The sequence below is a fragment of the Caulobacter sp. LjRoot300 genome (assembly GCF_964253875.1).
Classification (GTDB): domain Bacteria; phylum Pseudomonadota; class Alphaproteobacteria; order Caulobacterales; family Caulobacteraceae; genus Caulobacter.
Map to the genome: position 1 here is coordinate 321,560 of NZ_CAXUSA020000005.1, position 21,785 is coordinate 343,344.

At 68.2% G+C, this 21,785-nt stretch carries 14 protein-coding genes and 1 pseudogene; 8 read left to right on the top strand and 7 right to left on the bottom strand.

Features of this window, described 5'->3' with window-relative positions; translation table 11 throughout:
* Window positions 1–36 precede the first annotated feature (36 nt).
* Window positions 37–996 carry a 2-hydroxyacid dehydrogenase gene (locus ACSQ2G_RS18855; protein WP_436033467.1) on the bottom strand — a complete coding sequence of 320 codons (960 nt, stop codon included), beginning with the start codon at window positions 994–996 and terminating at the stop codon, window positions 37–39.
* On the opposite strand from ACSQ2G_RS18855, the gene ACSQ2G_RS18860 reads away from it, so the two are divergent.
* Window positions 995–1,138, top strand: a complete 144-nt coding sequence (locus ACSQ2G_RS18860; RefSeq protein ID WP_436033469.1) for a hypothetical protein — start codon at window positions 995–997, stop codon at window positions 1,136–1,138. The genes ACSQ2G_RS18855 and ACSQ2G_RS18860 overlap by 2 nt on opposite strands.
* A gap of 116 nt (window positions 1,139–1,254) precedes the next feature.
* On the opposite strand, the gene ACSQ2G_RS18865 is transcribed toward ACSQ2G_RS18860, so the two are convergent.
* On the bottom strand, window positions 1,255–1,806 hold the full coding sequence (locus ACSQ2G_RS18865) for a type 1 glutamine amidotransferase domain-containing protein (RefSeq protein ID WP_436033471.1): 552 nt from the start codon (window positions 1,804–1,806) through the stop codon (window positions 1,255–1,257).
* 179 nt (window positions 1,807–1,985) lie between these two features.
* Between ACSQ2G_RS18865 and ACSQ2G_RS18870 the strand changes: the two genes are divergently transcribed.
* Entirely contained in the window at window positions 1,986–2,423 is a 438-nt protein-coding gene (locus tag ACSQ2G_RS18870) for a hypothetical protein (protein ID WP_436033473.1), read from the top strand.
* Between the two features lie 75 nt (window positions 2,424–2,498).
* Here the strand turns inward: ACSQ2G_RS18870 and ACSQ2G_RS18875 are convergent, their stop codons facing one another.
* Together ACSQ2G_RS18875 and ettA are read right to left on the bottom strand one after the other, a co-directional pair.
* On the bottom strand, window positions 2,499–6,218 hold the full coding sequence (locus ACSQ2G_RS18875) for a calcium-binding protein (RefSeq protein WP_436033475.1): 3,720 nt from the start codon (window positions 6,216–6,218) through the stop codon (window positions 2,499–2,501).
* Between the two features lie 195 nt (window positions 6,219–6,413).
* Complete coding sequence (gene ettA, locus ACSQ2G_RS18880) at window positions 6,414–8,081, bottom strand: energy-dependent translational throttle protein EttA (RefSeq protein ID WP_028039854.1); 1,668 nt, start codon at window positions 8,079–8,081, stop codon at window positions 6,414–6,416.
* Between the two features lie 95 nt (window positions 8,082–8,176).
* On the opposite strand from ettA, the pseudogene ACSQ2G_RS18885 reads away from it, so the two are divergent.
* Window positions 8,177–8,291: pseudogene (locus tag ACSQ2G_RS18885) on the top strand (hypothetical protein); the annotation flags it as partial.
* Between the two features lie 136 nt (window positions 8,292–8,427).
* A complete protein-coding gene (locus tag ACSQ2G_RS18890) occupies window positions 8,428–10,767 on the top strand; it encodes a TonB-dependent receptor (protein ID WP_436033477.1) in 2,340 nt (779 codons plus the stop codon).
* 301 nt (window positions 10,768–11,068) lie between these two features.
* On the opposite strand, the gene ACSQ2G_RS18895 is transcribed toward ACSQ2G_RS18890, so the two are convergent.
* The gene (locus ACSQ2G_RS18895) at window positions 11,069–11,347 is read right to left on the bottom strand and encodes a hypothetical protein (protein WP_436033479.1); all 279 of its coding nucleotides are present in this window, start codon (window positions 11,345–11,347) and stop codon (window positions 11,069–11,071) included.
* A 186-nt stretch (window positions 11,348–11,533) separates the two neighbouring features.
* On the opposite strand from ACSQ2G_RS18895, the gene ACSQ2G_RS18900 reads away from it, so the two are divergent.
* The 4 genes from ACSQ2G_RS18900 to ACSQ2G_RS18915 all read left to right on the top strand — a co-directional run bounded on the left by ACSQ2G_RS18900 (window position 11,534) and on the right by ACSQ2G_RS18915 (window position 19,116).
* Window positions 11,534–13,762 carry a DPP IV N-terminal domain-containing protein gene (locus ACSQ2G_RS18900; RefSeq protein WP_436033481.1) on the top strand — a complete coding sequence of 743 codons (2,229 nt, stop codon included), beginning with the start codon at window positions 11,534–11,536 and terminating at the stop codon, window positions 13,760–13,762.
* A 1,018-nt stretch (window positions 13,763–14,780) separates the two neighbouring features.
* Window positions 14,781–15,563, top strand: coding sequence for a thioesterase family protein (locus ACSQ2G_RS18905; protein ID WP_436033483.1), 783 nt, complete (start codon window positions 14,781–14,783; stop codon window positions 15,561–15,563).
* A gap of 230 nt (window positions 15,564–15,793) precedes the next feature.
* Entirely contained in the window at window positions 15,794–17,209 is a 1,416-nt protein-coding gene (locus ACSQ2G_RS18910; protein WP_436033758.1) for an amidase, read from the top strand.
* 98 nt (window positions 17,210–17,307) lie between these two features.
* Window positions 17,308–19,116: a vWA domain-containing protein gene (locus tag ACSQ2G_RS18915; protein ID WP_436033485.1), complete on the top strand. Its 1,809-nt coding sequence runs from the start codon at window positions 17,308–17,310 to the stop codon at window positions 19,114–19,116.
* A 72-nt stretch (window positions 19,117–19,188) separates the two neighbouring features.
* Here ACSQ2G_RS18915 and ACSQ2G_RS18920 read toward each other — a convergent pair whose 3' ends face one another.
* The gene (locus tag ACSQ2G_RS18920) at window positions 19,189–20,412 is read right to left on the bottom strand and encodes an acyl-CoA dehydrogenase family protein (protein WP_436033487.1); all 1,224 of its coding nucleotides are present in this window, start codon (window positions 20,410–20,412) and stop codon (window positions 19,189–19,191) included.
* A 129-nt stretch (window positions 20,413–20,541) separates the two neighbouring features.
* The gene (locus ACSQ2G_RS18925; RefSeq protein WP_436033489.1) at window positions 20,542–21,657 is read right to left on the bottom strand and encodes an acyl-CoA dehydrogenase family protein; all 1,116 of its coding nucleotides are present in this window, start codon (window positions 21,655–21,657) and stop codon (window positions 20,542–20,544) included.
* Between the last annotated feature and the right edge of the window lie 128 nt (window positions 21,658–21,785).

Sequence of the window (21,785 nt, forward strand, 5' to 3'; positions counted from 1 at the left end):
TCCGGGATGACAATCGTCTTGCCTTCGAGAGAAGCCCTAGCCATCCACCGGCGAGGCCAGGGCCTCGCCCTTGAAGAACCGGCGCAGGTTCTCGACCGTCAGCCCGACCATGGCCGGGATGCTGTCCAGGGTCGCCCCGGCTGTGTGGGGGGTCAGCACCGTGTGCGGCACGCCGGCCCAGCGCGAGGCCGGGGTCGGTTCGTGGTCGAACACATCCAGCCCGGCCATGCCCAGCCGGCCGTCCTTCAGCGCGGCGATCAGGGCGTCCTCGTCGACCAGCGAACCGCGGGCGATGTTGACCAGCAGGCCCTGGGCCCCCAGGGCCTCGATGACCGCCTGGTTGATCAGGTGGCGGTTGTTGGCGTCGGGGCGCGCGCAGACCACCAGAATGTCGCTGTCGCGGGCCAGGTCCAGCAGGCTCCTGGCGCGGGGCCGGTCAGTGTCCTTCGGACGCGGCGCCCACCACGAGACCTTCAGCTCGAAGGCCTCCAGCCGCCGGGCGACGGCCTCGCCGATATGGCCCAGGCCGACGATGCCGGCCTTGCGGCCGCGCAGGCCGTGGCGAGGGCTCATCCGCTCCATGCTGGTCCAGTGGCCGCTGCGCAGCTTCTGATCGCCCTCGACAATGCCGCGCCAGGCGGCCAGGACCAGGCCCACGGCGTGGTCGGCGACGTCGGCGGCGTTGAGGCCGGTCGAATGGGTGACGGCGATGCCGTGCTGCTTGCACCACGGCACGTCGACGCCGTCATAGCCGACGCTGACGCAGGCGATCAGGCCCAGTCGCGGCATCTCCGACAGCAGGTCCTTGGCCAGCACCAGCTCGCCGGCGTGGACGATGGCCCTCACCTGTCGCCCCGGCCCATCCAGGAACGCCAGGCGGTCGGGATAGTCCCACAGGCGATGCACCTGGTACGCGCCCTCGAGCAGCGGCTGAAGCGGCATCAGCATCTCGTGCGAAAGGACAATGTGGGGCTTCTCGGCGGGCGTTTGGGGCATGCTGTTCTCCATCCCGGATAACGCGCGCGACCGACACGGGCCGCGCCTCCGCGATCTGTTCCAGAAAGATCGGGATCAGTTTCGCCAGATCAAGCTACTCCAGTTCCTGGCGAACGCTATTGGCCGCCAGGTCCCGGAATAGTGATCGCCCAAGGCCTAGAGCATCGCGCGGAAAAGTGGATACCGGTTTTCCGCAAACGCGATGCGCAGACAAAAATCTAGAGCAAGCCATGCGATTCCTGTATCGCACGGCTTGCTCTAGTGACGGCCTTCGGCGAATTCCTCGATCATCTTGGCGCAGAAGGCCGGAAGGTCGTCGGGCTTGCGCGAGGTGACCAGTCCGTGGTCGACCACGACCTCGCGATCCACCCAGCGGGCGCCGGCGTTCTTCAGGTCGGCCTCCAGCGACGGCCACGAGGTCATCTCCCGGCCCAAGACCCCGCCCGCGTTGATCAGGGTCCAGGGCCCATGGCAGATCGCCGCCACCGGCTTCTTCTCGGTGACGAAATGGCGGATGAAGTCGATGGCTTTCGGCTCAAGCCTCAGGGCGTCGGGGTTCATCACCCCGCCCGGCAGGACGATGGCGTCGTAGTCGGCGGGCCGGGCCGAGGCCAGGTCGCGATCGACGGTCACAGGGCGACCCTTGTCCTGGTGCTCCCAGCCCTGGATCTGACCGGGCTTGGGCGAGACGACCTCGACCCGAGCGCCGGCCGCCTTCAGCGCCTCGACCGGCTTTTCCAGTTCGGACTGTTCGAAGCCGTCGGTGGCGAGGACGGCGACCTTGCGGCCGGCGAGCTTGGAATCGGACATGGTGGGGCTCCTGGAACGAACGGCGACCAGCCAGCCAAACCCGTCGCGCCGGCCGGAGTTCCGCCCGGCGATGGCGGATTCACGACACGCGAAAGGCCAAGCTGTGAACCCCTTGCCCCGCTTGCGGGTTCTGTTGCCGACGCGCCCTGTCGGCGCGCCCAGGCCTGGAGAACAGTCTCATGATGATCAAAACGCTCGCCGCCGGCGTCGCGCTAGCCGTGCTCGTCGCCGGAGCCGCCTCGGCCGCGCCCCAGTCCAAGAGCTCGGCCGCCGCGGCCAGCCCCCCGCAGCCGATCCCCTACAGCCAGCTGGACGCCTATCTGAAGGCCTCGCCCAAGGTCCGGGCCAGCAAGGACTGGTGGAGCGGCTCGGCCTCGACGGGCATGTCCACCGACACCTCGGCGACCATGCCGCCGGCCGCCAGTTCGACGGGAACGGACATGTCGGTGAATCCGTCGGCGACCACGCCGCCGGCGTCCTCGACCACCATGCCGGACTCGTCGACGTCCATGCCGTCCACGCCGCCGATCTCGCCCGACGCGACCACGACGCCGCCCGCCTCGTCGAGCACGCCCGATGCGACGACGACGCCGCAGACCCCGACCGAGCCGAAGTAGGACTTCAAAACGACGACGGGGCGGCCTTCGCGGGCCGCCCCGTCTCACGTTTCGATGGACTGTCGCGCGTCCAGGCTAGAACAGCACGTCTCCAGTGACGATGCCCGCCGTCCCGTTCAGCTGGATGGTCATGTCGCCGACGCCGTCGCCGTGCAGGTCGACGAAGATGAAGGTCGAACCGCCCGAGTTGAGGAAGCCATAGACGTCGCTCGCGCCGGTGCGCAAGGCCGTCAGATCCAGCTTGTCCACTCCCGACTGGAAGTCGAAGATGGTGTCGGTTCCGGCGCTGTTGCTGTCGGTGGCGGCCAGGTAGGTGAACACGTCCGCCCCCGCTCCGCCCCAGATGGCGTCGCCGCCGCCGCCGCCGATGATGATGTCGTTGCCGTCGTTGGCCTGGATGACGTCGCCGGTCGAGCCGCCGATCAAGGTGTCGGCGTTGCTGTCGCCGATCATGTAGAAGCCATGGCCGTCGCCGGTGATGATGTCGCGGCCGTTGAGGTCGTAGCCGACCGTGGCCAGTTGCATAGGCCCTGTCGGGGTGCTGGCGAACAGGAAGGTCGAGCCGCCCGAGCGGATCAGGCTGACTTCGCTGGGATGCACCGCTGTCAGGTCGACCTTGTCGACGCCAGTCTCGAACACGAACAGGCCGTCCGAGCCGGCCGCGTTGGAGTCGCTGGCCGTAAGGTACTTGAACGTATCGGCCCCGGCCTGGCCGAAGATCACGTCGCCGCCCCCGCCGCCGATGATCACGTCATCGCCCGCGCCGCTCTGGATCACGTCGCCGTCGCCCCCGCCGACCAGGGTGTTGGCGGCCCCGTCGCCGATCATGTAGAAGCCGTGGGTGTTATGGACCAGCATGTCCGACCCGTTGACCTGGCCGTTGGCGGCGATGGTCATCTGGCCGTTGGGGGTGTTGACGAACACGAAGGTCGCCGCGCCGGAGGTGACCAGCGACACCTCGATCGGCGTCACCGCGGCTAGGTCCAGGATGTCCGAACCGGTCGTGAAGTCGGTGATGAAGTCGTAGGCGTTCGGCGCGCTGTCGGTGGCCGCCAGGTAGCGGAAGGTGTCCGCCCCCGCGCCGCCGGTCAGGCTGTCACCGCCGCCGCCGCCCGTCAGAATGTCGGCGCCGTCACGGCCGAGCAGAGCATCGGCGCCGTCGCCACCGGTCAAGACGTTGCCGCCTGCGTCGCCGATCAGGGTCGAGCCGTGATCGCCCGCGATGACATCCTCGATCTGGTAGAGCAGGAAGTTGCCCATGCCGGTCTGCTGGCCGGTGGTCAGGCTCAGATCAACCGTCACCGCCCCGGCGGCGTGGCTGAGGTCCAGCACGTCGTGGCCGTTATAGACGTCCGAGCTATAGCCGCCTGGGCCGCCGTTTAAATTCAGGACGGCGGCGGCGCCCAGGTCGGTCAGGATGACGAACCGATCGTTGCCGTAGTCGCCGTTGACATAGACGCCCGGCGTCGAGCCGAGGATCGCGGTCTCGCCAGAACGTAGTCCGTCGATCAGGACCACGTCGTCGCCGTCCCCGCTCCAGACGGTGGCATCGCCCAGATCGACGCGCAGAACGTCGTTGCCGGAGCCGCCCTGGAACGTATCGGCGCCCGCGCCGCCATCCAGGACGTCATCATAGAAACCGCCAGTCAGGCTGTCATTGCCGGCCCCGCCCAGGAGCGTGCTGGCCAAAGCAGCGGTGAGACGGTCGTCGCCATTCTCCCCATACAAGAAGCCGCTCGCATAGATCTGATCGTTGCCGTCGCCGCCATAGACCTCGTCATAGGTACCGCCGCCGGAAATCTGATCGTCGCCGCCTTCGCCATAGATCAGGTTGATGTCGGTGGCGGCGTCCTGATCACCGGGCGCGGTCCCCGAGCCGGAGAGCATGTCCGCACCCTCCCCGCCGTGGATGACGTCCGAACCCCCGCCGCCCCAGATCTGGTCGGCGTCCGCGCCACCCTCGAGTTGATCATTGCCCAGCCCGCCGCTGAGGCTGTCATTGCCGTCGTCGCCCCAGATCTGGTCGGCGCCGGTGTTGCCGTACAGCGTATCCCCGCTCGCGCCGCCGTGCAGCTGATCGTCGCCACCGACGCCGTAATAGGTGTCGGTGTCGGCGCCGCCGTTGAAGGTGTCGGCCGCGCTGGTTCCGTTGACGCCCGTGAACAGGAAGTTGGGTGGAAACGCCCCGGCGTCCAGGCCGACGGGGCCGTCGAACTTCAGGACATAGTCGGGCCCGGCGACGCCGTACTGCAGAACGCCGTCATTGTTGGTGTCGACGATCAGGTAGGTCGCACCGCCTTGTGTCCAGGTCCAGATCTGGAAGAAGCCCGGACCGTAGTCGCTGGTGGAGAAGGTGTCGCCGTTGGTAAGCGAGAACGCAGGATTATCGAGCGCGCCGCGCCATACCACCGGCAGCTGGTAGTGGTACGATTGGCTGAAGTCCAGTCGGTCGCCTTCCGCCGCGTTGAAGTCCGTGATTGTCGCATAGCCGTCCGGATTGGTCGGACTGAAGCTGTTGGGCATGAACTTCAGGCTGAAACGATCCGCGCCGGTCCCGCCGGTCGCGATTTGCGTGGCGCTCAGAGCGATCAGGTCGTCGCCGGCCCCACCGTCGAGCGTGCCGGCGGCGGCGGCGGTCGTCCCGGCGTCGATGCGGAGATTGTCGACGCCATCCCCGCCGTACAGCTTGTCGCCCGCGCCACCGCTCAGGATGTCGTCGCCGGCCCCGCCGTACATCGTGTCCTGGCCGGTGCTGCCCGCCAGGAAGTCATTGCCGTCGTCGCCGTACAGGACATTGACGCTGCCCTGGGAGTCGTCCTGCCCATTGTAGCGACCACCGGCGTAGAGCATGTCGTTCCCGGCGCCGCCATGCAGCGTGTCGTCGCCGAACTCGCCCAGCAGGACGTCGTCGCCGTCGTCGCCGTTGAGCGTGTCGTCGCCGTCGTCGCCATGCAGTTCGTCATTGCCACCGGCGCCCGACAGCGTATCCGCGCCAGCCCCGCCGTATTTGACGTCGCCCGCCGCGCCGCCCGTCCAGACATCGTTATTGGGCGTGCCGACGCTGCTGTTGAAGGTGCCTGTCACGAACGACGCAGCGTCGAGGGTGATCGCACCGTCGAAGGCGAGCACGAAGTCGGCGTAGTCGATCTGCTGATTGTCGTCGATGTCGATGATCAGATAGGTCGTGCTGGCATTGGTCCAGGTCCAGACCTGGGCGAAACCTTTGCCGATGCCGGCGTCGAGAGATTGGCCGATCGCTACCGTGAAGTCCGGACGCGTGATCGCGCCGCTCCAGACCAGATACTTGCCGCCATAGGTCGAGACGCCGCCTGGCGCGAGGAGATCGATCCGGTCTCCCTCCACCGCCGAGAAATCCACGATGTGGTCGATGGAGGAGGCGGAACTGCCGGCGCCGTAGTGCTCGACCACGAACCGATCCGCGCCAGCCCCGCCTGTCAGGCGGTCGATATTGTTGGTGCCCGGAACGCCGTTCCCGGCGTCGTAATAAAGGGACAGGATGTCATCGCCATCCCCCCCGTTGAGTATGTCGGCGCCGCCGCCGCCGTTCAGGCGATCCGATCCGGCTCCGCCCAGCAGTTGGTCGTCGCCCCCGTCGCCGTCCAGAATGTCGTCGCCGTCGCCGCCGTCGAGGACGTCGGCGCCCGTGTAGCCGATCAGGTGGTCCGCGCCGCCCAGGCCGATCAGCGTATCGTTCCCGCCGTTGCCCACGATGTAGTCGTCGTCGGCGCTTCCGGTCAGGGTTTCGCTTGCCGAGGTGCCTAGTTGATACGCCATGGAGTCTCCGGGGAACGAATGCCCCGACACCCTATGGCAGGATAAAAACGATCCGCAATGTAAAGCTGCACCATGGGTTCCGGAAACCCGCGCGGCCACGCCGCGCCACGGCGCGACATTACTTCAGGGCCCGGAAAAAGACCAAAACGGCCGCCGCTTCGAGGAGCGGCGGCCGTCACGCGGGCGCTAGATACCCTACCGCGCGAACTTCTGGAACTTGATGCGCTTGGGGATCAGGCTGTCGGCGCCCAGGCGGCGCTTCTTGTCTTCCTCGTACATCTCGAAATTGCCCTCGAACCATTCGACGTGGCTGTCGCCCTCGAAGGCCAGGATGTGGGTCGCCAGGCGGTCCAGGAACCAGCGATCGTGGCTGATGACCACGGCGCAGCCGGCGAACTCTTCCAGCGCCTCTTCCAGGGCCTGCAAGGTCTCGATGTCCAGGTCGTTGGTCGGTTCGTCGAGCAGCAGCAGGTTGCCGCCGGTGGCCAGGGTCTTGGCCAAGTGGACGCGGTTGCGCTCACCGCCCGACAGCAGGCCGACCTTTTTCTGCTGGTCGGCGCCCTTGAAGTTGAAGCTGCCGACATAGGCGCGGCTGTTGATCTCGCGCTTGCCGACGACCATCACGTCGGTGCCGCCCGAAACTTCCTGCCAGATGGTCTTGTTCGGATCCAGGGCGTCGCGGCTCTGGTCGACGTAGGACAGCTTGACCGTCTCGCCGACCTTGACCGTGCCCTGGTCGGGCTGTTCGCGACCGGTGATCAGCTTGAACAGCGTCGACTTGCCGGCCCCGTTCGGACCGATGACGCCGACGATGCCGTTGGGCGGCAGCTTGAACGACAGGTCCTTGAACAGCACCTTGTCGCCGTATTCCTTCTCCAGGCCGGTGACTTCCAGCACCAGGTTGCCCAGGCGCGGGCCGGGCGGGATCTGGATGTGCGCCTGGGTCTGGGCGGCGCGGGCGTTCTCCTGCGCCGAGACCATTTCCTCGTAGCTCGCCAGGCGGGCCTTGGACTTGGACTGGCGGGCCTTGGGCGAGCTGCGCACCCATTCCAGTTCGCGGGTCAGCGCGCGTTGGCGGCTGTCGGACTCCGACTGCTCCTGCACGACGCGCTTGGTCTTCTGCTCCAGCCAGCCGGAATAGTTGCCCTCGTAGGGGATGCCCTTGCCGCGATCCAGCTCCAGCGTCCACTTGGTGACCTGGTCCAGGAAGTAGCGATCGTGGGTGACCAGGATCACGCAGCCCGGGAAGTTTTCCAGGTGATGCTGCAGCCAGGCCACCGACTCGGCGTCCAGGTGGTTGGTCGGTTCGTCCAGCAGCATGATGTCGGGCTTGCTGAGCAGCAGGCGCGCCAGGGCGATGCGGCGCTTCTCGCCGCCCGACAGGTTTTCGATATTGGCGTCGTTGGGCGGACAGCGCAGGGCGTCGATGGCCATCTCGACCTTGGAGTCGATGTCCCACAGGTCGCGGGCGTCGATGATCTCCTGGAGCTTGGTCATCTCCTCCATCAGCTCGTCGGAATATTCCTCGCCGAGCTTGTTGGCGGCCGCGTTGTAGCGGTCGAAGATCTGCTTGTCCTCGCAATCGGCGATGACGTTGCCCCAGACGTCGAGCGTCGGGTCCAGCACCGGCTCCTGCGGGAGGTAGCCGCGGCGGATGCCCTCGGCGGCCTTGGCCTCGCCCGAGAACTCCTTGTCGATCCCGGCCATCACCTTCAGCAGGGTCGACTTGCCCGAGCCGTTGACGCCCACGACGCCGATCTTGGCGTCGGAATAGAACGACAGCCAGATGTTCTCGAAGACCTTCTTGCCGCCGGGATAGGCCTTGGTCAGGCCTTGCATCTGGAAAATATATTGCTGAGCCATGGGGGGCGTCGGCCTCTTCGGTATCGGGATCGGGGGGTCGGGCGCTCAGATAGCCTCCGGGGCGGGATTCCGCAATGTTCCCGGCGGGTTTCGGCATGGGCCGTGCGTCCTTCGAGGCTCGGCTCCGCCTCGCACCTCAGGATGAGGAAGTCAGAAGCCACAAGGCCCCTCATCCTGAGGCGCCCGCGAACGCGGGCCTCGAAGGACGCACAGCCGCTGTCATTTGGCCGTCGCCGTTCCGTCGGAAACCCGACACGGAACTGTCGGCGCGCTGTCGTCGAGCGCTGTTACCGCACCTCCCCAAGCCGGCGCCGCTCCCCTTGAGCGCCGGCGTGGGGATACAAGCATGAAACGACACCTGATGCTGGGCGGGGCCCTCTGCGCCTTGCTGCTGGCCGCGCCGCACCTGGCCCTGGCCGCCGAACCCGCCGCCGTCGCGGCCCCCGCCGACGCCGCCGCGGCCGACGCCACCGAAGTCGACGCCGTCGTCGTGCTGGGCCAGGGCCAGAGCCGCTCGGTCCAGATGCTGAACTCGCAGGCCCTGTCGCTGGAAGCGGCCGGGACCAGCCCGATCAAGGCCGTCGCCAAGCTGCCCGGCGTCAACTTCCAGTCGGCCGACGCCTTTGGCGCCTACGAATGGTCGACCCGCATCTCGATCCGCAGCTTCAACCAGAACCAGCTGGGCTTCACCCTGGACGGCGTGCCGCTGGGCGACATGAGCTACGGCAACTACAACGGCCTGCACATCAGCCGCGCCATCGGGTCGGAGAACATCGGCACGGTCGAACTGGCCCAGGGCTCGGGCGCCCTCGACACCGCCTCGACCTCGAACCTTGGCGGGGCGCTGAAGTTCACCTCGCGCAAGCCGTCGGAGACGTTCGGCGTGCTGGCCGCGGCCACCGGCGGGTCCGACAACACCTGGCGCGGCTTCGTGCGCCTGGACACCGGCGTCCTGCCCAGCGGAGCCACCGCCTATCTCAGCTATTCCAAGCAGGAAGGCGACAAGTGGAAGGGCGAGGGCCAGCAGAACCAGGAGCAGGTCAATTTCAAGATCGTCCAGCCGGCCGGCCCGCTGACGATCACCGCCTGGGCCAACGGCTCCAAGCGTCGCGAGAACGACTACCAGGACCTGTCGCTGGGCATGATCAAGCGCCTCGGCTACGGCTGGGACAACATCTCGGGCGACTGGGCCAAGGCGGTGCGGGTGGCCGATGTCGGCAACAACCGCGGCGACTCCGGCGCGCCGCCGACCAACCCGGCGGCCGGCACGGCCTATCCGTCGCCGATCGCCACCCTGGATGACGCCTATTACGACGCCGCCGGCCTACGGGACGACGTGATCGGCGCGGTGACCATCGACGCTGACGTCAACGAACACCTGAGCCTGTCGGGCACGGCCTACGGCCACAGCAACAACGGCCAGGGCCTGTGGTACACGCCCTACGTCCCCTCGCCCAACGCCTACACGCCCGGCGCGACCACCAACAACGCGCCGATCTCGGTCCGCACCACCGAGTACGACATCAACCGCGCGGGCCTGATCGGCGCGGCGACCCTGACCCTGGGCGACCACAAGGTCGAAGGCGGCTGGTGGTACGAGGACAACGACTTCAACCAGGCCCGCCGCTTCTACGGCCTGGACCGCGCCGCCCCGCAGCGCGACAGCCTGAAGTTCCAGTCCAACCCGTTCGCCACCCAATGGGCCTACCGGTTCCAGACCCTGACCAGCCAGTTCCACCTGCAGGACACCTGGTCGGTGACCGACGTCTTCACGGTCAACGCCGGCTTCAAGTCGCTGCGGGTCAAGAACGCGGCCACCACCAGCGTCGCCCCCGCCAGCGGCGCGATCATGGGCTCCATCGTCTCCAAGGACAGCTTCCTGCCGCAGGTGGGCGCGACCTGGCGGATGAACGACAACCACGAGTTCTTCGGCTCCTATTCCGAGAACATTCGCGCCTTCGTGGCCGCGGCCACCAGCGGACCGTTCTCGACCACCCAGGCCGGGTTCAACGCCATCCGAGGCACCCTGAAGCCTGAATCGTCCAAGACTGTCGAACTGGGCTGGCGCTTCCACAACGAGACGCTGCAGGCCGTGGTCGACGTCTACCATGTCGACTTCGAGAACCGTCTGCTGGCCACCCAGGCCGGCGCCGGCATCGTCGGCAACCCGTCGGTGCTGGCCAATGTCGGCAGCGTCGAGAGCCAGGGCTTCGAGGTCGCCGGCACGTGGCGCTTCCTGCCCGACTGGTCGCTGTTCGCGTCCTACGCCTACAACGACTCGACCTACAGCGACGACGTCTTCAACGGCGCCGGCGCCCTGGTGGCCCGCACCGCCGGCAAGAACACGGTCGACACGCCCAAGACCCTGCTGAAGACCGAGCTGTCGTACGAGCACGCCGGCTTCTTCGCCAAGGTTTCGGCCAACTACACCGACAAGCGGTTCTTCACCTACACCAACGACCAGAGCGTGCCGTCCTACACCCTGGTCGACCTGACGGCCGGCTATCGCTTCCAGGGCGAGGGTTGGACCAAGGGCCTGGAGATCCAAGCCAACATCACCAACCTGACCGACGAGGACTATGTCTCGACCATCGGCTCGAACGGCTTCGGCAATTCGGGCGACAACCAGACCCTGCTGGCCGGCGCGCCCCGCCAGGCGTTCGTGACCGTCAAGAAGCAGTTCTAGGACGGCGACATCGCCACCGGGACGAAAGGGTCGGAGGGCAACCTCCGGCCCTTTTGCTTTGCCGCCGGGCGCGGGGCGCTCCCCCCGTGACGCTTCGGCGTCGCGCGCAAAAAGAAAGCCCGGCCAAAAGACCGGGCTGAAAGTTATTAGGGAGGAAACGCCCAGGAAGGGCAGAGGCGCTCGGCGCCTCACGAGCCCCTGTTAGCGCTAACAGATGCGTCATGGCAAGCGTTTCCTGCCCAGCGCGGCGAGCTGACGCACCTCGCGCCCTTTCGAGCGAAACCGCCCGTCCGTCGCCGCATCAGAGCTTGCGGTGCTCGCCCTCGACCGTCTTGGGCCGCTCCACGACCACTTGGGTCAGACGATCGGCCTTCACCGGCGCGGCCGACGCCTTGCACAGGCCGATCCCGAACTTCTGCTCGCAATCATAGGCGCACAGATCGTATTGCGGCGTGCCCTCCGTGTAGAGCTTGGCGCACCGGACCAGGCAGTCGCACAGGAATTGATCGGCCTTGACCGGAGTCGCGGCCAGACCTGACAGCAGGACAAACGCGATCGAGGCCTTCAAGATGATCTTCATGAGGGAACCCTTGCTTCGACACGCCCGCATGGCGCGCAAATCCATCCAAGCTCCTCCACCAGAAGAGTTCAGCCCAAAGCTGCGCGTTCCGCGGAGTTTGACCGCAAATCACACAGACCATGATCGCGTGGGGACGCGTCGTTTCCCTGCTGACAACGGCGACGCTCGCCTCTAGCGTCCCGCGCCATGATCAGACCCTCGCTCCTGGCCATCACGGCCTGCCTCTCCCTGTCGTCGCCGGTCCTGGCGGAAAAACTCACCCCCGAACGGATCTTCGCCGACCCGGCCCTGGGCGGCCCCACGGCCAAGGGCGTGGCCCTGTCGCCGGACGGCAAGCGCGTCACCTATCTGAAAGGCAAGCCCGAGGCGGCCAACGTCCAGGACCTGTGGGCGGCCGACGTCAAGGGCGGCGAGCCCTACCGCCTGATCGACTCGGCGGCCCTGTCGTCGGGCGGCAAGGCGCTGTCGGAGGCCGAGAAGGCCCGCCGCGAACGGGCCCGCGTCTCGGCCCGCGGCATCGTCGAATACAGCTGGGACGAGGAAGGCCGCTTCATCCTGGTGCCGCTGGACGGCGATCTCTATCTGGACAGCGTCGCCGACGGCAAGGTCACCCGCCTGACCGAGACCCCCGGCGACGAGGTCGACGCCAAGGTCTCGCCCAAGGGCGGCTTCGTCTCCTATGTCCGCGACCAGAACCTCTACATCAAGCTCCTCAAGGCGGGGACGTCCGGCGGGGCCGAGAGGGCCCTGACGACGCAAGGCAAGGACGCCCTGTCGTTCGGCACGGCCGAGTTCGTGGCCCAGGAAGAGATGGACCGCTTCACCGGCTACTGGTGGAACCCCGGCGAGACCAGCATCGCCTACACCCGCGTCGACGAGAGCGGCGTCGACGTGATCCCCCGCGCCGACATCGGTCCGGGCGGCGCCACCGTGGTCGAGCAGCGCTACCCGCGGGCCGGCCGCCCCAACGCCGTGGTCGACCTGTTCGTCCAGGACCTGGCGACGGGCAAGGTCGTCCAGATCGATCTGGGCCCCAACAAGGACATCTATGTCGCCCGCGTCGACTGGTCGGCCGACGGCAAGACCCTGTACGTCCAACGCCAGACCCGCGACCAGAAGACCCTCGACCTGATCGCCTATGACCCCGCCACTGGCCAGGGCAGGACGATCGTCACCGACACCGACGCCCACTGGATCGAGCTCAGCGACGACTTCCGTCCGCTGAAGGACGGCAGCTTCCTGTGGTCGTCGGAGAAGTCCGGTTACAAGCATCTCTACCGCTACGCCGCCGACGGCAAGCTGATCGCCCAGGTCACCCAGGGCGAGTGGCCGGTCGCCGACCTGGAAGGGGTCGACGAAGCCCGCAAGGTGGCGATCTTCTCGGCCTCGATCGACACCCCGCTGGAGCGGCGGATCTACGAGGTCAGCTACACTAAGCCGGGCAAGCCCAAGGCCCTGACCCCGGCCGGCGGCTGGTGGACCGCCAAGGTCGCCGAGACCGGCGGCGCCTTCACCGCCGGCTACAGCGATCCCAGGACCCCGCCGCAGACGGCGCTCTATGACGCCGCCGGCAAGCGGGTGCGCTGGATCGAGGAGAACCGGCTCGACGCCAGCCATCCCTACTGGCCCTACGCCGCCACCCTGCCCGTTCCCGAGTTCGGGACGCTGACGGCGTCGGACGGCGAGGTGCTGCACTACGAGATCCTCAAGCCTGTCGGCTTCGACCCGGCCAAGAAATACCCGGCCATCGTCTCGGTCTATGGCGGCCCCCACGCCCAGACCGTCAGCCGCTCCTGGCAGAAGGTCGGCGAGCGGCCCTATCTTGAGGACGGCTACGTCATCTTCAAGCTGGACAACCGCGGCAGCACCAACCGCTCGGCCAAGTTCAAGCGGGCCTTGGACCGCCGCATGGGCACGGTCGAGGTCGAGGACCAGCTGGCCGGCGCCAGGTTCCTGGCCGGCCTGCCCTATGTTGATCCCGACAAGCTGGGCGTCATGGGTTGGTCGTACGGCGGGTTCATGACCCTGATGCTGATGACCGCGCCCGACACGCCGTTCAAGGCGGGCGCGGCCGGCGCGCCGCCCACCGAATGGGGTCTCTACGACACCCACTATACCGAACAGTTCATGGGCAAGCCGGACGAGAACAAGGACGGCTACGCCCGGTCCGACGTGCTCGACCGCCTGAAGGACCTCAAGCCGAACAGCCTGCTGCTGCTGCACGGCATGGCCGACGACAACGTCATCTTCGAGAACAGCACCCGCCTGATCGCGGCGCTGCAGAAGAACGCCATCCCGTTCGAGATGATGCTCTATCCCGGCGAGCGCCACAGCGCGCCCGGCAGCAAGACCAAGGGCCTGCACGTGCTCAAGACCCACCTGGAGTTCTTCGACCGCCAGCTGAAGGGTCGGTGATCAGCGGCGTCGTCCGTCGCTCTGAATCTGAACAAGGCTGTCATCCCGGACAAGGCCCGGAGGACGCGCTCTCACGGCGAGGCGTCCGCCGGTTTGCAGGGCGCTGGTCGTGAGTGCGTGTCCCCAATGGATCCCCCAATGGATCCGCTGAGTCCGGCGCTGAAGTCTCACGACGCCGTGGATGCGGTTGGGGACATGCACTCACCCTCTTTGCCGTGGATCGATCCGCGACGCCTTGCCGTGAGAGCACGTCCCCGGCTGTGCTCGGCGGATAGCGAACAAACTCTCAGGATTTCAATACCCTGGACTTTCTCGACCCGTTTTGATCCTCACCCTTCCAGACCGCCCGTATCCTGACCTCACCTCGTTGCAGGGAAAGGGCGCATGGCCAGCGACCGATGCGGCGGCGGGGGGCGATCGAACGGGAAGCTCCGTCGGCGGTCCCTTGGGACCAAACCTCGCGTCTCTGGTGCCGGCTGGGCTCGGAACACGGATACAGCGTGGCGCGAGGGCTGATTGAGCAATAGGCGGGCGGTGACGCGCTCGCGGTCCGGGACCGGGGTTCGTTGACCTGGCCCGCCCGTCGGAGGCTTCAAGGCGGCGAGGCTCGAATAGGGTTCAGCGCCGCGGGCTTCCGGATAACGACCGCGCGGAGCGATCGGGCTTCGTCGAAACGGTATTCCTTATTTAACCCCGGACGGTGTCCGGCGCTCCGCAGCCCTTTCCATACCTTCAGCGGCCAGCCGCGTGAGGCGGTGAAGTCGTGCATCCAAGATCCTCCCCCCGTGGGGGAGGTGTCGCCCAAGGGGCGACGGAGGGGGGAGTAATGGGCCGATGGCCACAACCCGGATCGACAACCCCAAAAACTCCCCCCACCGATCGCTGCGCGATCGCCTCCCCCACGGGGGGAGGGGCATCGAAAGCCGGTCCGTAGGGGGCAAGTGGTCGGTGCACGGCGTTTGACTTCCGTAGCGAAAGAAGACGAACCTTCGGGCACGAAACAACCAAAGGCCCCCGCGTGACGTCCTACACCGACCTGATCGCCGCCATGGACCGGACCGAGGCCGGCTTCACCGCCCACGTCCCCGACGACTGGCGCCAGGGCCGCACCACCTATGGCGGCCTGTCGGCGGCCCTGTGCCTGGAGGCGGCGCTGAGGGCGGTTCCCGACGCCCCGCCCCTGCGCTCGGGCCAGTTCGCCTTCATCGGGCCGGCGGCCGGCGAACTGGCGATCCGCGCCGAGGTCCTGCGGCGCGGCAAGTCGACCCTGTTCATGGGCGTCGACCTGGTTGGTGAGCAGGGCCTGGCGACCCGGGCGATCCTGACCTTCGGCGCGGCGCGCAAGTCGCGGCTGGATCACCTGGACCTGCCCATGCCGGCCACGATCGCCCCAGACGCCGCGCCCGACTTCTTCCCGGAGGGCCGAGGCCCCAACTTCACCCAGCAGTTCGAGTTCAAGACCGCCGGCGGCACGCCGATCGGGAGGCCCGGGCCGCCCGACTTCCTCGTCTGGATCCGCCACAAGGACCCGGCCGCCCGCTCCCTGGCCGCCCTGGTCGCCCTGGCCGACGCCTTGCCGCCGCCGGCCATGACCCTGTTCCCCGAACGCGCCCCGATCTCGACCATGACCTGGTCGCTGGACGTGCTGGCTGAGCCAGTTCCCAGCGACGACGGCTGGCGCCTGATGAAAAGCCGGGCCGACACCGTGCGCGAGGGCTACTCCGCCCAGGACATGGCGATCTGGGACCGGGCCGGCGCGCCGTTGATCGTTGCGCGGCAGAACGTGGCGGTGTTCATCTGAGGGCCACGCATGTTCGGGGGTGAGACGTGATCCGGAAGACCTTGTTGATCGGCGCCGCGACCGCCTGCCTCGCGATCATCCCGTGCCAGCCCGTCCTGGCCGCCCCGGCGAAGACCAAGGCCGCGCCCAAGCCCTATCTGGTCGAGCAGACCGTGATCACCGCCACGCGGCGGGAAGGTCCGCCGCCGCCCAGTGACCTGTGGCTCGATACAGACAGGTCGCACTCCGAGATGGAAACCGAGATCCGTCTCGAATTCATCAAACTGCGCAACCCCCAACTCCACGCCGTCATCGCCCTGAACCCCCACGCCCTGGCCGACGCCCGGGCGCTGGACGCCGAGCGCAAGGCCGGCAAGGTCCGGGGACCTCTGCACGGCGTGCCGATCCTGCTGAAGGACAATATCGAGAGCGCCGACGACACGGCCACCACCGCCGGCTCCCTGGCCCTGAAGGACAACGTCACCGGTCGCGACGCGCCGCTGGTCCGGCGGCTGACCGACGCCGGCATGGTGATCCTGGGCAAGGCCAACCTGTCGGAATGGGCCAACATCCGCTCCAGTCACTCGATCAGCGGCTGGAGCGCCGTGGGCGGCACTGTGCGCAATCCCTATGTGCTGGACCGCAGCGCCTGCGGCTCGTCCAGCGGCTCGGGGGCGGCGGTGGCGGCGGGCCTGGCCCCGGCGGCGATCGGCACCGAGACCGACGGCTCGATCACCTGCCCGGCGGCGATCAACGGCCTGGTCGGCCTCAAGCCCACGGTCGGCCTGGTGTCGCGCACCCACATCGTGCCGATCAGCCACAGCCAGGACACCGCCGGGCCGATGACCCGCACGGTCACCGACGCGGCCATGATCCTGACCGTCCTCGCAGGGTCCGACCCCGCCGACGTGGCGACGAAGGAGGCCGACGCCCGCAAGACCGACTACGCCAAGGGCCTGTCCAAGGACGCGCTGAAGGGCGTGACCCTGGCCGTCGCCCGCTTCTACACCGGCTATTCGCCCGGCACGGACGCGGTGTTCGAGCAGGCGCTGAGCGACCTGAAGGCCCAGGGCGCGACCCTGGTCGAGGTCAAGGCCTTCGACGAGGGCCCGATCGGCAAGGCCGAGGGCGTGGTGCTCTATACCGAGCTGAAGGTCGACCTGGACGCCTACCTGGCCTCGACCGATCCGGCCAAGGTCAAGACCCGCACCCTGGCGGACCTGATCGCCTTCAACAAGGCCACCCCCAAGGAACTGGAATGGTTCGGCCAGGAGAGCTTCGAGAAAGCGCAGGCCACCAAGGGCTATGACGATCCGGAGTACATCAAGGCCGTCGCCGACGGGAAGCGGCTGGCGGGACCGGAAGGCATCGACAAGATCCTCAAGGACACGGGCGCGGTCGCCATCGTCGCCCCGACCACCGGCCCGGCCTGGACCATCGACCCGCTGAACGGCGACCACTACGGCGGCTCGTCCACCACCCTGCCCGCCGTGGCCGGCTATCCGCACCTGACCGTGCCGATGGGCCAGGTCGGCGGCCTGCCGGTGGGGCTCAGCTTCATCGGCCCGGCCTGGAGCGAGGCGCGACTGCTGAACCTGGGCTACGCCTACGAGCAGGCCACCCATCGACGGGTCGAGCCGAAGTTCCTGCCGACGGTGGCGCCATAGACACGGGGCTTGCGAAACGACGATTGGGCTTCGGCGATCACTGGCGCGATTGTTTTACACGTGTAATCATTCCTCGTCATCGGGAGAGGAACAAGATCATGGTCACACGCCTCCTTCGCGCCGCCGGGGTCAGCCTGCTGGCCCTGGCCGTCGCCGCCCCCGCCGCCACCCCGGGCCTGGCCGCCGCGCCGCAGGACGGGCCGGTCACCCCCGAAGCCTGCGCGGCCCTCGGCTTCAGCGCCCCGGCCCAGGAGCAGCTGACGGTCTCGGCCAAGCGACGCCCCTCGACGGCCGGCGTCCAGGCCCGCCCAGCCTTTATGCCGCCGGCCAACGTGACAGCGCCGCCGCCCCTGCCGATCCCGCCGGTCCGCGAACGCTTCGAAAGCCCGCCCCCACCTCCCCCGCCCCCGCCGCCACCGCCACCGCCCAGCGTGGCGTACCGAATGGCGTCGCCGGTGATCTCCGGCCTGCCTCCGATCCCCGGCGACCGCGATACCGAGCGCTATCCGAACGCCGTCGCCAATCCCGTCAAGCGCGTCGCGGACGAGCCGGTCTCGACCTTCTCGATCGACGTCGACACCGCCGCCTACGCCAATGTCCGCCGCTTCCTCAACGAGGGCGCCGCCCCGCCGCGCGACGCCGTGCGGGTCGAGGAGCTGGTCAACTATTTCGACTACGGCTACGCCCGCCCGACCGCCCAGGAGCCGCCGTTCAGGCCGACCGTGACGGTCGTGCCCTCCCCCTGGTCCAAGGACCGCCAGCTGCTGCACATCGGCGTCCAGGGCTACGCCGCGCCACGCGCCGGCCAGCCGCCGCTGAACCTGGTCTTCCTGGTCGACACTTCCGGCTCGATGTCCGGGCCCGACCGCCTGCCCCTGGCCCAGAAGGCGCTGAACGTGCTGATCGACCAGCTGCGGCCGCAGGACCGGGTGGCGATCGTGGCCTATGCCGGCTCGGCCGGCGCGGTGCTGGCGCCCACCGACGGACGCTCGAAGCTGAAGATGCGCTGCGCCCTGACCGCGCTGCATTCGGGCGGTTCGACGGCCGGCGGCCAGGGGCTGAAGCTGGCCTACGACCTGGCCCGGCAGAACTTCGACCGCAAGGCCGTCAATCGGGTGATCCTGATGACCGACGGCGACTTCAACGTGGGCATCGCCGAGCCTGCGCGCCTGAAGGACTTCGTGTCCGACCAGCGCAAGAGCGGCGTCTACCTGTCGGTCTACGGCTTCGGCCGCGGCAACTACAACGACACGATGATGCAGGCCCTGGCCCAGAACGGCAACGGCACGGCCGCCTATGTCGACAGCCTGCAGGAGGCCCGCAAGCTGCTGCGCGACGACTTCGACAGCGCCCTCTTCCCGATCGCCGACGACGTCAAGATCCAGGTCGAGTTCAACCCGGCCCAGGTCAGCGAGTACCGGCTGATCGGCTACGAGACCCGGCTGCTCAATCGCGAGGACTTCAACAACGACCAGGTCGACGCCGGCGAGGTCGGTTCGGGCGCGGCGGTGACGGCGATCTACGAGATTACGCCGGTCGGGGCCAGGCCGTCGTCCGACCCGCTGCGCTACGGCGCCAAGCCGCCGCCGGCGACGGGTGGGCGCGAGCTGGCCTTCCTGAAGATCCGCTACAAGCCGCCGGGCGGCGCGACCTCCAAGCTGATCGAGCGTCCGATCGGGGCCGGCGACCTGCGCGCCAGCCTGGCCGCCGCGCCGGAGGCCACCCGCTTCGCCGTGGCCGTGGCCGCCTACGGCCAGAAGCTGCGCGGCGATCCCCGGATCGACGCCGGCTTCGACTGGAGCGCGGTCACCGACCTGGCCCAAGGCGCGCGGGGCGAGGACCCCTACGGCCTGCGGGCCGAGTTCGTGCAGCTGACGCGCGCGGCCAAGGACGTGAAGGGGAGCTGAGGCTTGCCCCGTCGCGCCGTGCGCCGGACGGGGACAGGCCCATGGGCCTGTCCCCAGCTCCAACAGCCAGCCTCACCTTCCCGTCGGCATGTCCTTGAACGCCACGTCCTTGTCAACCCGCACCTCGCCGGGCAGGCCCAGGACGCGTTCGGCGATGATGTTCTTGAGGATCTCGTCGGTGCCGCCGGCGATCCGCAGCCCCGGGGCCCACATCAGGCTCTGCTGGAACGCCGCCTCCATCGGGGCCAGGGACGGATCGGTCAGGATGCCGTATTCGCCCTGGGCCTCGACGGCGGTGTTGGCCAGGTCCTGCAGCTGGTTGGCGGCGATGATCTTGCCGATCGAGCTTTCCGGCCCCGGCGTCTGGCCGCGCGACAGGGCGGTCATGGTCCGGAAGCGGGTGAACTTCAGCCCCTGGGAATTGACGTACCAGTCGGCCAGCTTCTCGCGGAAGGCGGCGTCCTTCAGGGCCGGGCCGTTGGCGCCCGACAGGCCGCGGGCCAATTCCATCACCTGCCGATAGTCCGGGCCGGCCGAGCCGCCGACCGCCAGGCGCTCGTTCATCAGGGTGACCAGGGCCACCTTCCATCCCTCGCCCACCGCGCCCAGCCGCTGGCTGTCCTTGACCCGCAGGTCGGTGAAATAGACCTCGTTGAACTCGCGTCCGCCCGACATCTGGTGGATCGGCCGGCACTCGACCGCCGGGTCGCGCATGTCGATCCAGAACATGGTCAGGCCCTTGTGCTTGGGCGCGTCGGGATCGGTGCGGACCAGGACGATGCCGTAGTCGCAATAGTGGGCGCCGGTGGTCCAGACCTTCTGGCCGTTGACGACCCAGTCGTCTCCGTCCCTGACGGCCCGGGTGCGCAGGGCCGCCACGTCGGAGCCGCCGGCGGGTTCGGAGAACAGCTGGCACCAGATCTCCTCGCCCTTCACGGCCGGCGAGACGAAGCGCTGCTTGGTGGCGTCGTCGGCGAAGGCCATCACCGTGGGCACGCACATGCCCAGGCCGATGGTGAAATAGCCGTACGAGACGCCGGCCTTGGCCTCTTCCTGGCCGAAGATCACCGACTGGATCGCCGTGCCGCCGCCCCCGCCGACGGCCCCGGGCCAGGTGATGCAGGCGTAGCCGGCGGCGGCCTTGAGCGCCTGCCAGGCCTTGGCCGCGGCCATGTGCTCGGGCGTGGTCGGCTTGGGCTGGCCATGCTCGGCGCGATGGGCGGCGGCGTTCTCGGCAAGCCAGGCGCGGGCCGTCTCGCGATAGGCGGCTTCCTCGGGGGAGTCGTTGAAGTCCATCTTGCGTCTTCTTCCGTGGGACCGCCCTCGTCCTTCGACAAGCTCAAGATGAGGGCTGTGGCGGGCTCGGCGATCGCATTCGAAATCCTCATCCTGAGCCTGTCGAAGGACGAGGATTTCGCGCACCGCCTAGGCCGCGTTCTTCTTCTCGAGCTCGCTCACCAGCCGCTCCTTCCAGAGCTTGGGCGCTCCGGCCACCAGGCTCAGCTGCCGCGAGCGGCGGTAATAGAGGTGGCAGTCGACGTCCCAGGTGAAGCCCATGCCGCCGTGCACTTGGACACTCTCCTTGCTGGCGAACCAGAAGGCCTCGGAGGCGGCGATGCGGGCGGCGGCGGCGGCGGTCGGCAGTTCCGGCGCGTCGACGTTCAGGGCCCAGGCTCCGTAATAGGCGTTGGAGCGCGCGACCTCGTTCTTGACGTACATGTCGGCCATCTTGTGCTTCATCGCCTGGTAGCCGGCGATCACGCGGCCGAAGGCGTAGCGGCCCAGGGCGTATTCGCGGGCCATCTCCAGGCAGCGGTCGGCGCCGCCCAGCTGCTCGAAGGCCAGCAGCACGGCGGCGCGGTCGAGGATCGCCTGCACCAGTTCGAAGCCACGCCCCGTCTCGCCCAGCCGTTCGGCCGCCGCGCCGTCGAAGGTCAGGCGCGCCACGCCGCGGGTGGGGTCCAAACTCTCCAGCGTCTCCACATGGACGCCGCTTGCCGTGAGGTCGGCCAGGAACAGGCAGGGCCGCCCGCCCTCGCTGGCCAGCACGATGGCCAGGCCGGCCGCGTCGCCGTCGGTGACCGGGATCTTGACGCCGGTCAGCTTGCCGCCCTCGACCTTGGCCGAAAGCGCCGACGGCGTGATCGTCCCAGGCCCTTCCGACACCGCCAGGCAGCCGATCAGCTCGCCCGTCGCGATGCGCGGCAGGATCGCGGTCTTCTGGGCGTCGGTTCCATGGGCCATCACCGCCTCGGCCAGGACATAGACCGTCGAGGCGAATGGGATCGGCGCGACGGCCCGGCCCAGCTCCTCGGCGATGGCGCACAGCTCCACGCGACCCAGGCCAAGCCCGCCGTGCTCCTCGGGAATGGCCGCGCCCAGCCAACCCTGTTCGGCCACAGCGCGCCAAAGCCCGGCGTCGTAGCTGCGGGCCGGGTCGTCGAGCACGCCGCGCACCACGGAGGACGGGCAGCGGGCGGCGAGGAACTTGCGCGCCTCGTCCTTCAGGAACTTCTGGTCATCGGAATAGTCGAAATCCACCTGGGCTTCCTCCCTGGCCGCTCTGGTGGCGACGTCGCAGGCACGATGAACGATCGTTCGTCCGAGGGAAAGATTGACCTCGCGTCAAGGATTTCCGGTTCTTATGGCCGCCCCGAACTCAGTGAGAA

What these genes read in the sequence shown, in the direction of transcription:
- ACSQ2G_RS18895 (WP_436033479.1), bottom strand. Translation starts at nt 11,347, where the DNA reads ATGAAGATCATCTTGAAGGCCTCGATCGCGTTTGTCCTGCTGTCAGGT.
- ACSQ2G_RS18860 (WP_436033469.1), top strand. Translation starts at nt 995, where the DNA reads ATGCTGTTCTCCATCCCGGATAACGCGCGCGACCGACACGGGCCGCGC.
- ACSQ2G_RS18915 (WP_436033485.1), top strand. Translation starts at nt 17,308, where the DNA reads ATGGTCACACGCCTCCTTCGCGCCGCCGGGGTCAGCCTGCTGGCCCTG.
- ACSQ2G_RS18890 (WP_436033477.1), top strand. Translation starts at nt 8,428, where the DNA reads ATGAAACGACACCTGATGCTGGGCGGGGCCCTCTGCGCCTTGCTGCTG.
- ettA (WP_028039854.1), bottom strand. Translation starts at nt 8,081, where the DNA reads ATGGCTCAGCAATATATTTTCCAGATGCAAGGCCTGACCAAGGCCTAT.
- ACSQ2G_RS18900 (WP_436033481.1), top strand. Translation starts at nt 11,534, where the DNA reads ATGATCAGACCCTCGCTCCTGGCCATCACGGCCTGCCTCTCCCTGTCG.
- ACSQ2G_RS18870 (WP_436033473.1), top strand. Translation starts at nt 1,986, where the DNA reads ATGATGATCAAAACGCTCGCCGCCGGCGTCGCGCTAGCCGTGCTCGTC.
- ACSQ2G_RS18875 (WP_436033475.1), bottom strand. Translation starts at nt 6,218, where the DNA reads ATGGCGTATCAACTAGGCACCTCGGCAAGCGAAACCCTGACCGGAAGC.
- ACSQ2G_RS18855 (WP_436033467.1), bottom strand. Translation starts at nt 996, where the DNA reads ATGCCCCAAACGCCCGCCGAGAAGCCCCACATTGTCCTTTCGCACGAG.
- ACSQ2G_RS18920 (WP_436033487.1), bottom strand. Translation starts at nt 20,412, where the DNA reads ATGGACTTCAACGACTCCCCCGAGGAAGCCGCCTATCGCGAGACGGCC.
- ACSQ2G_RS18910 (WP_436033758.1), top strand. Translation starts at nt 15,794, where the DNA reads ATGGAAACCGAGATCCGTCTCGAATTCATCAAACTGCGCAACCCCCAA.
- ACSQ2G_RS18865 (WP_436033471.1), bottom strand. Translation starts at nt 1,806, where the DNA reads ATGTCCGATTCCAAGCTCGCCGGCCGCAAGGTCGCCGTCCTCGCCACC.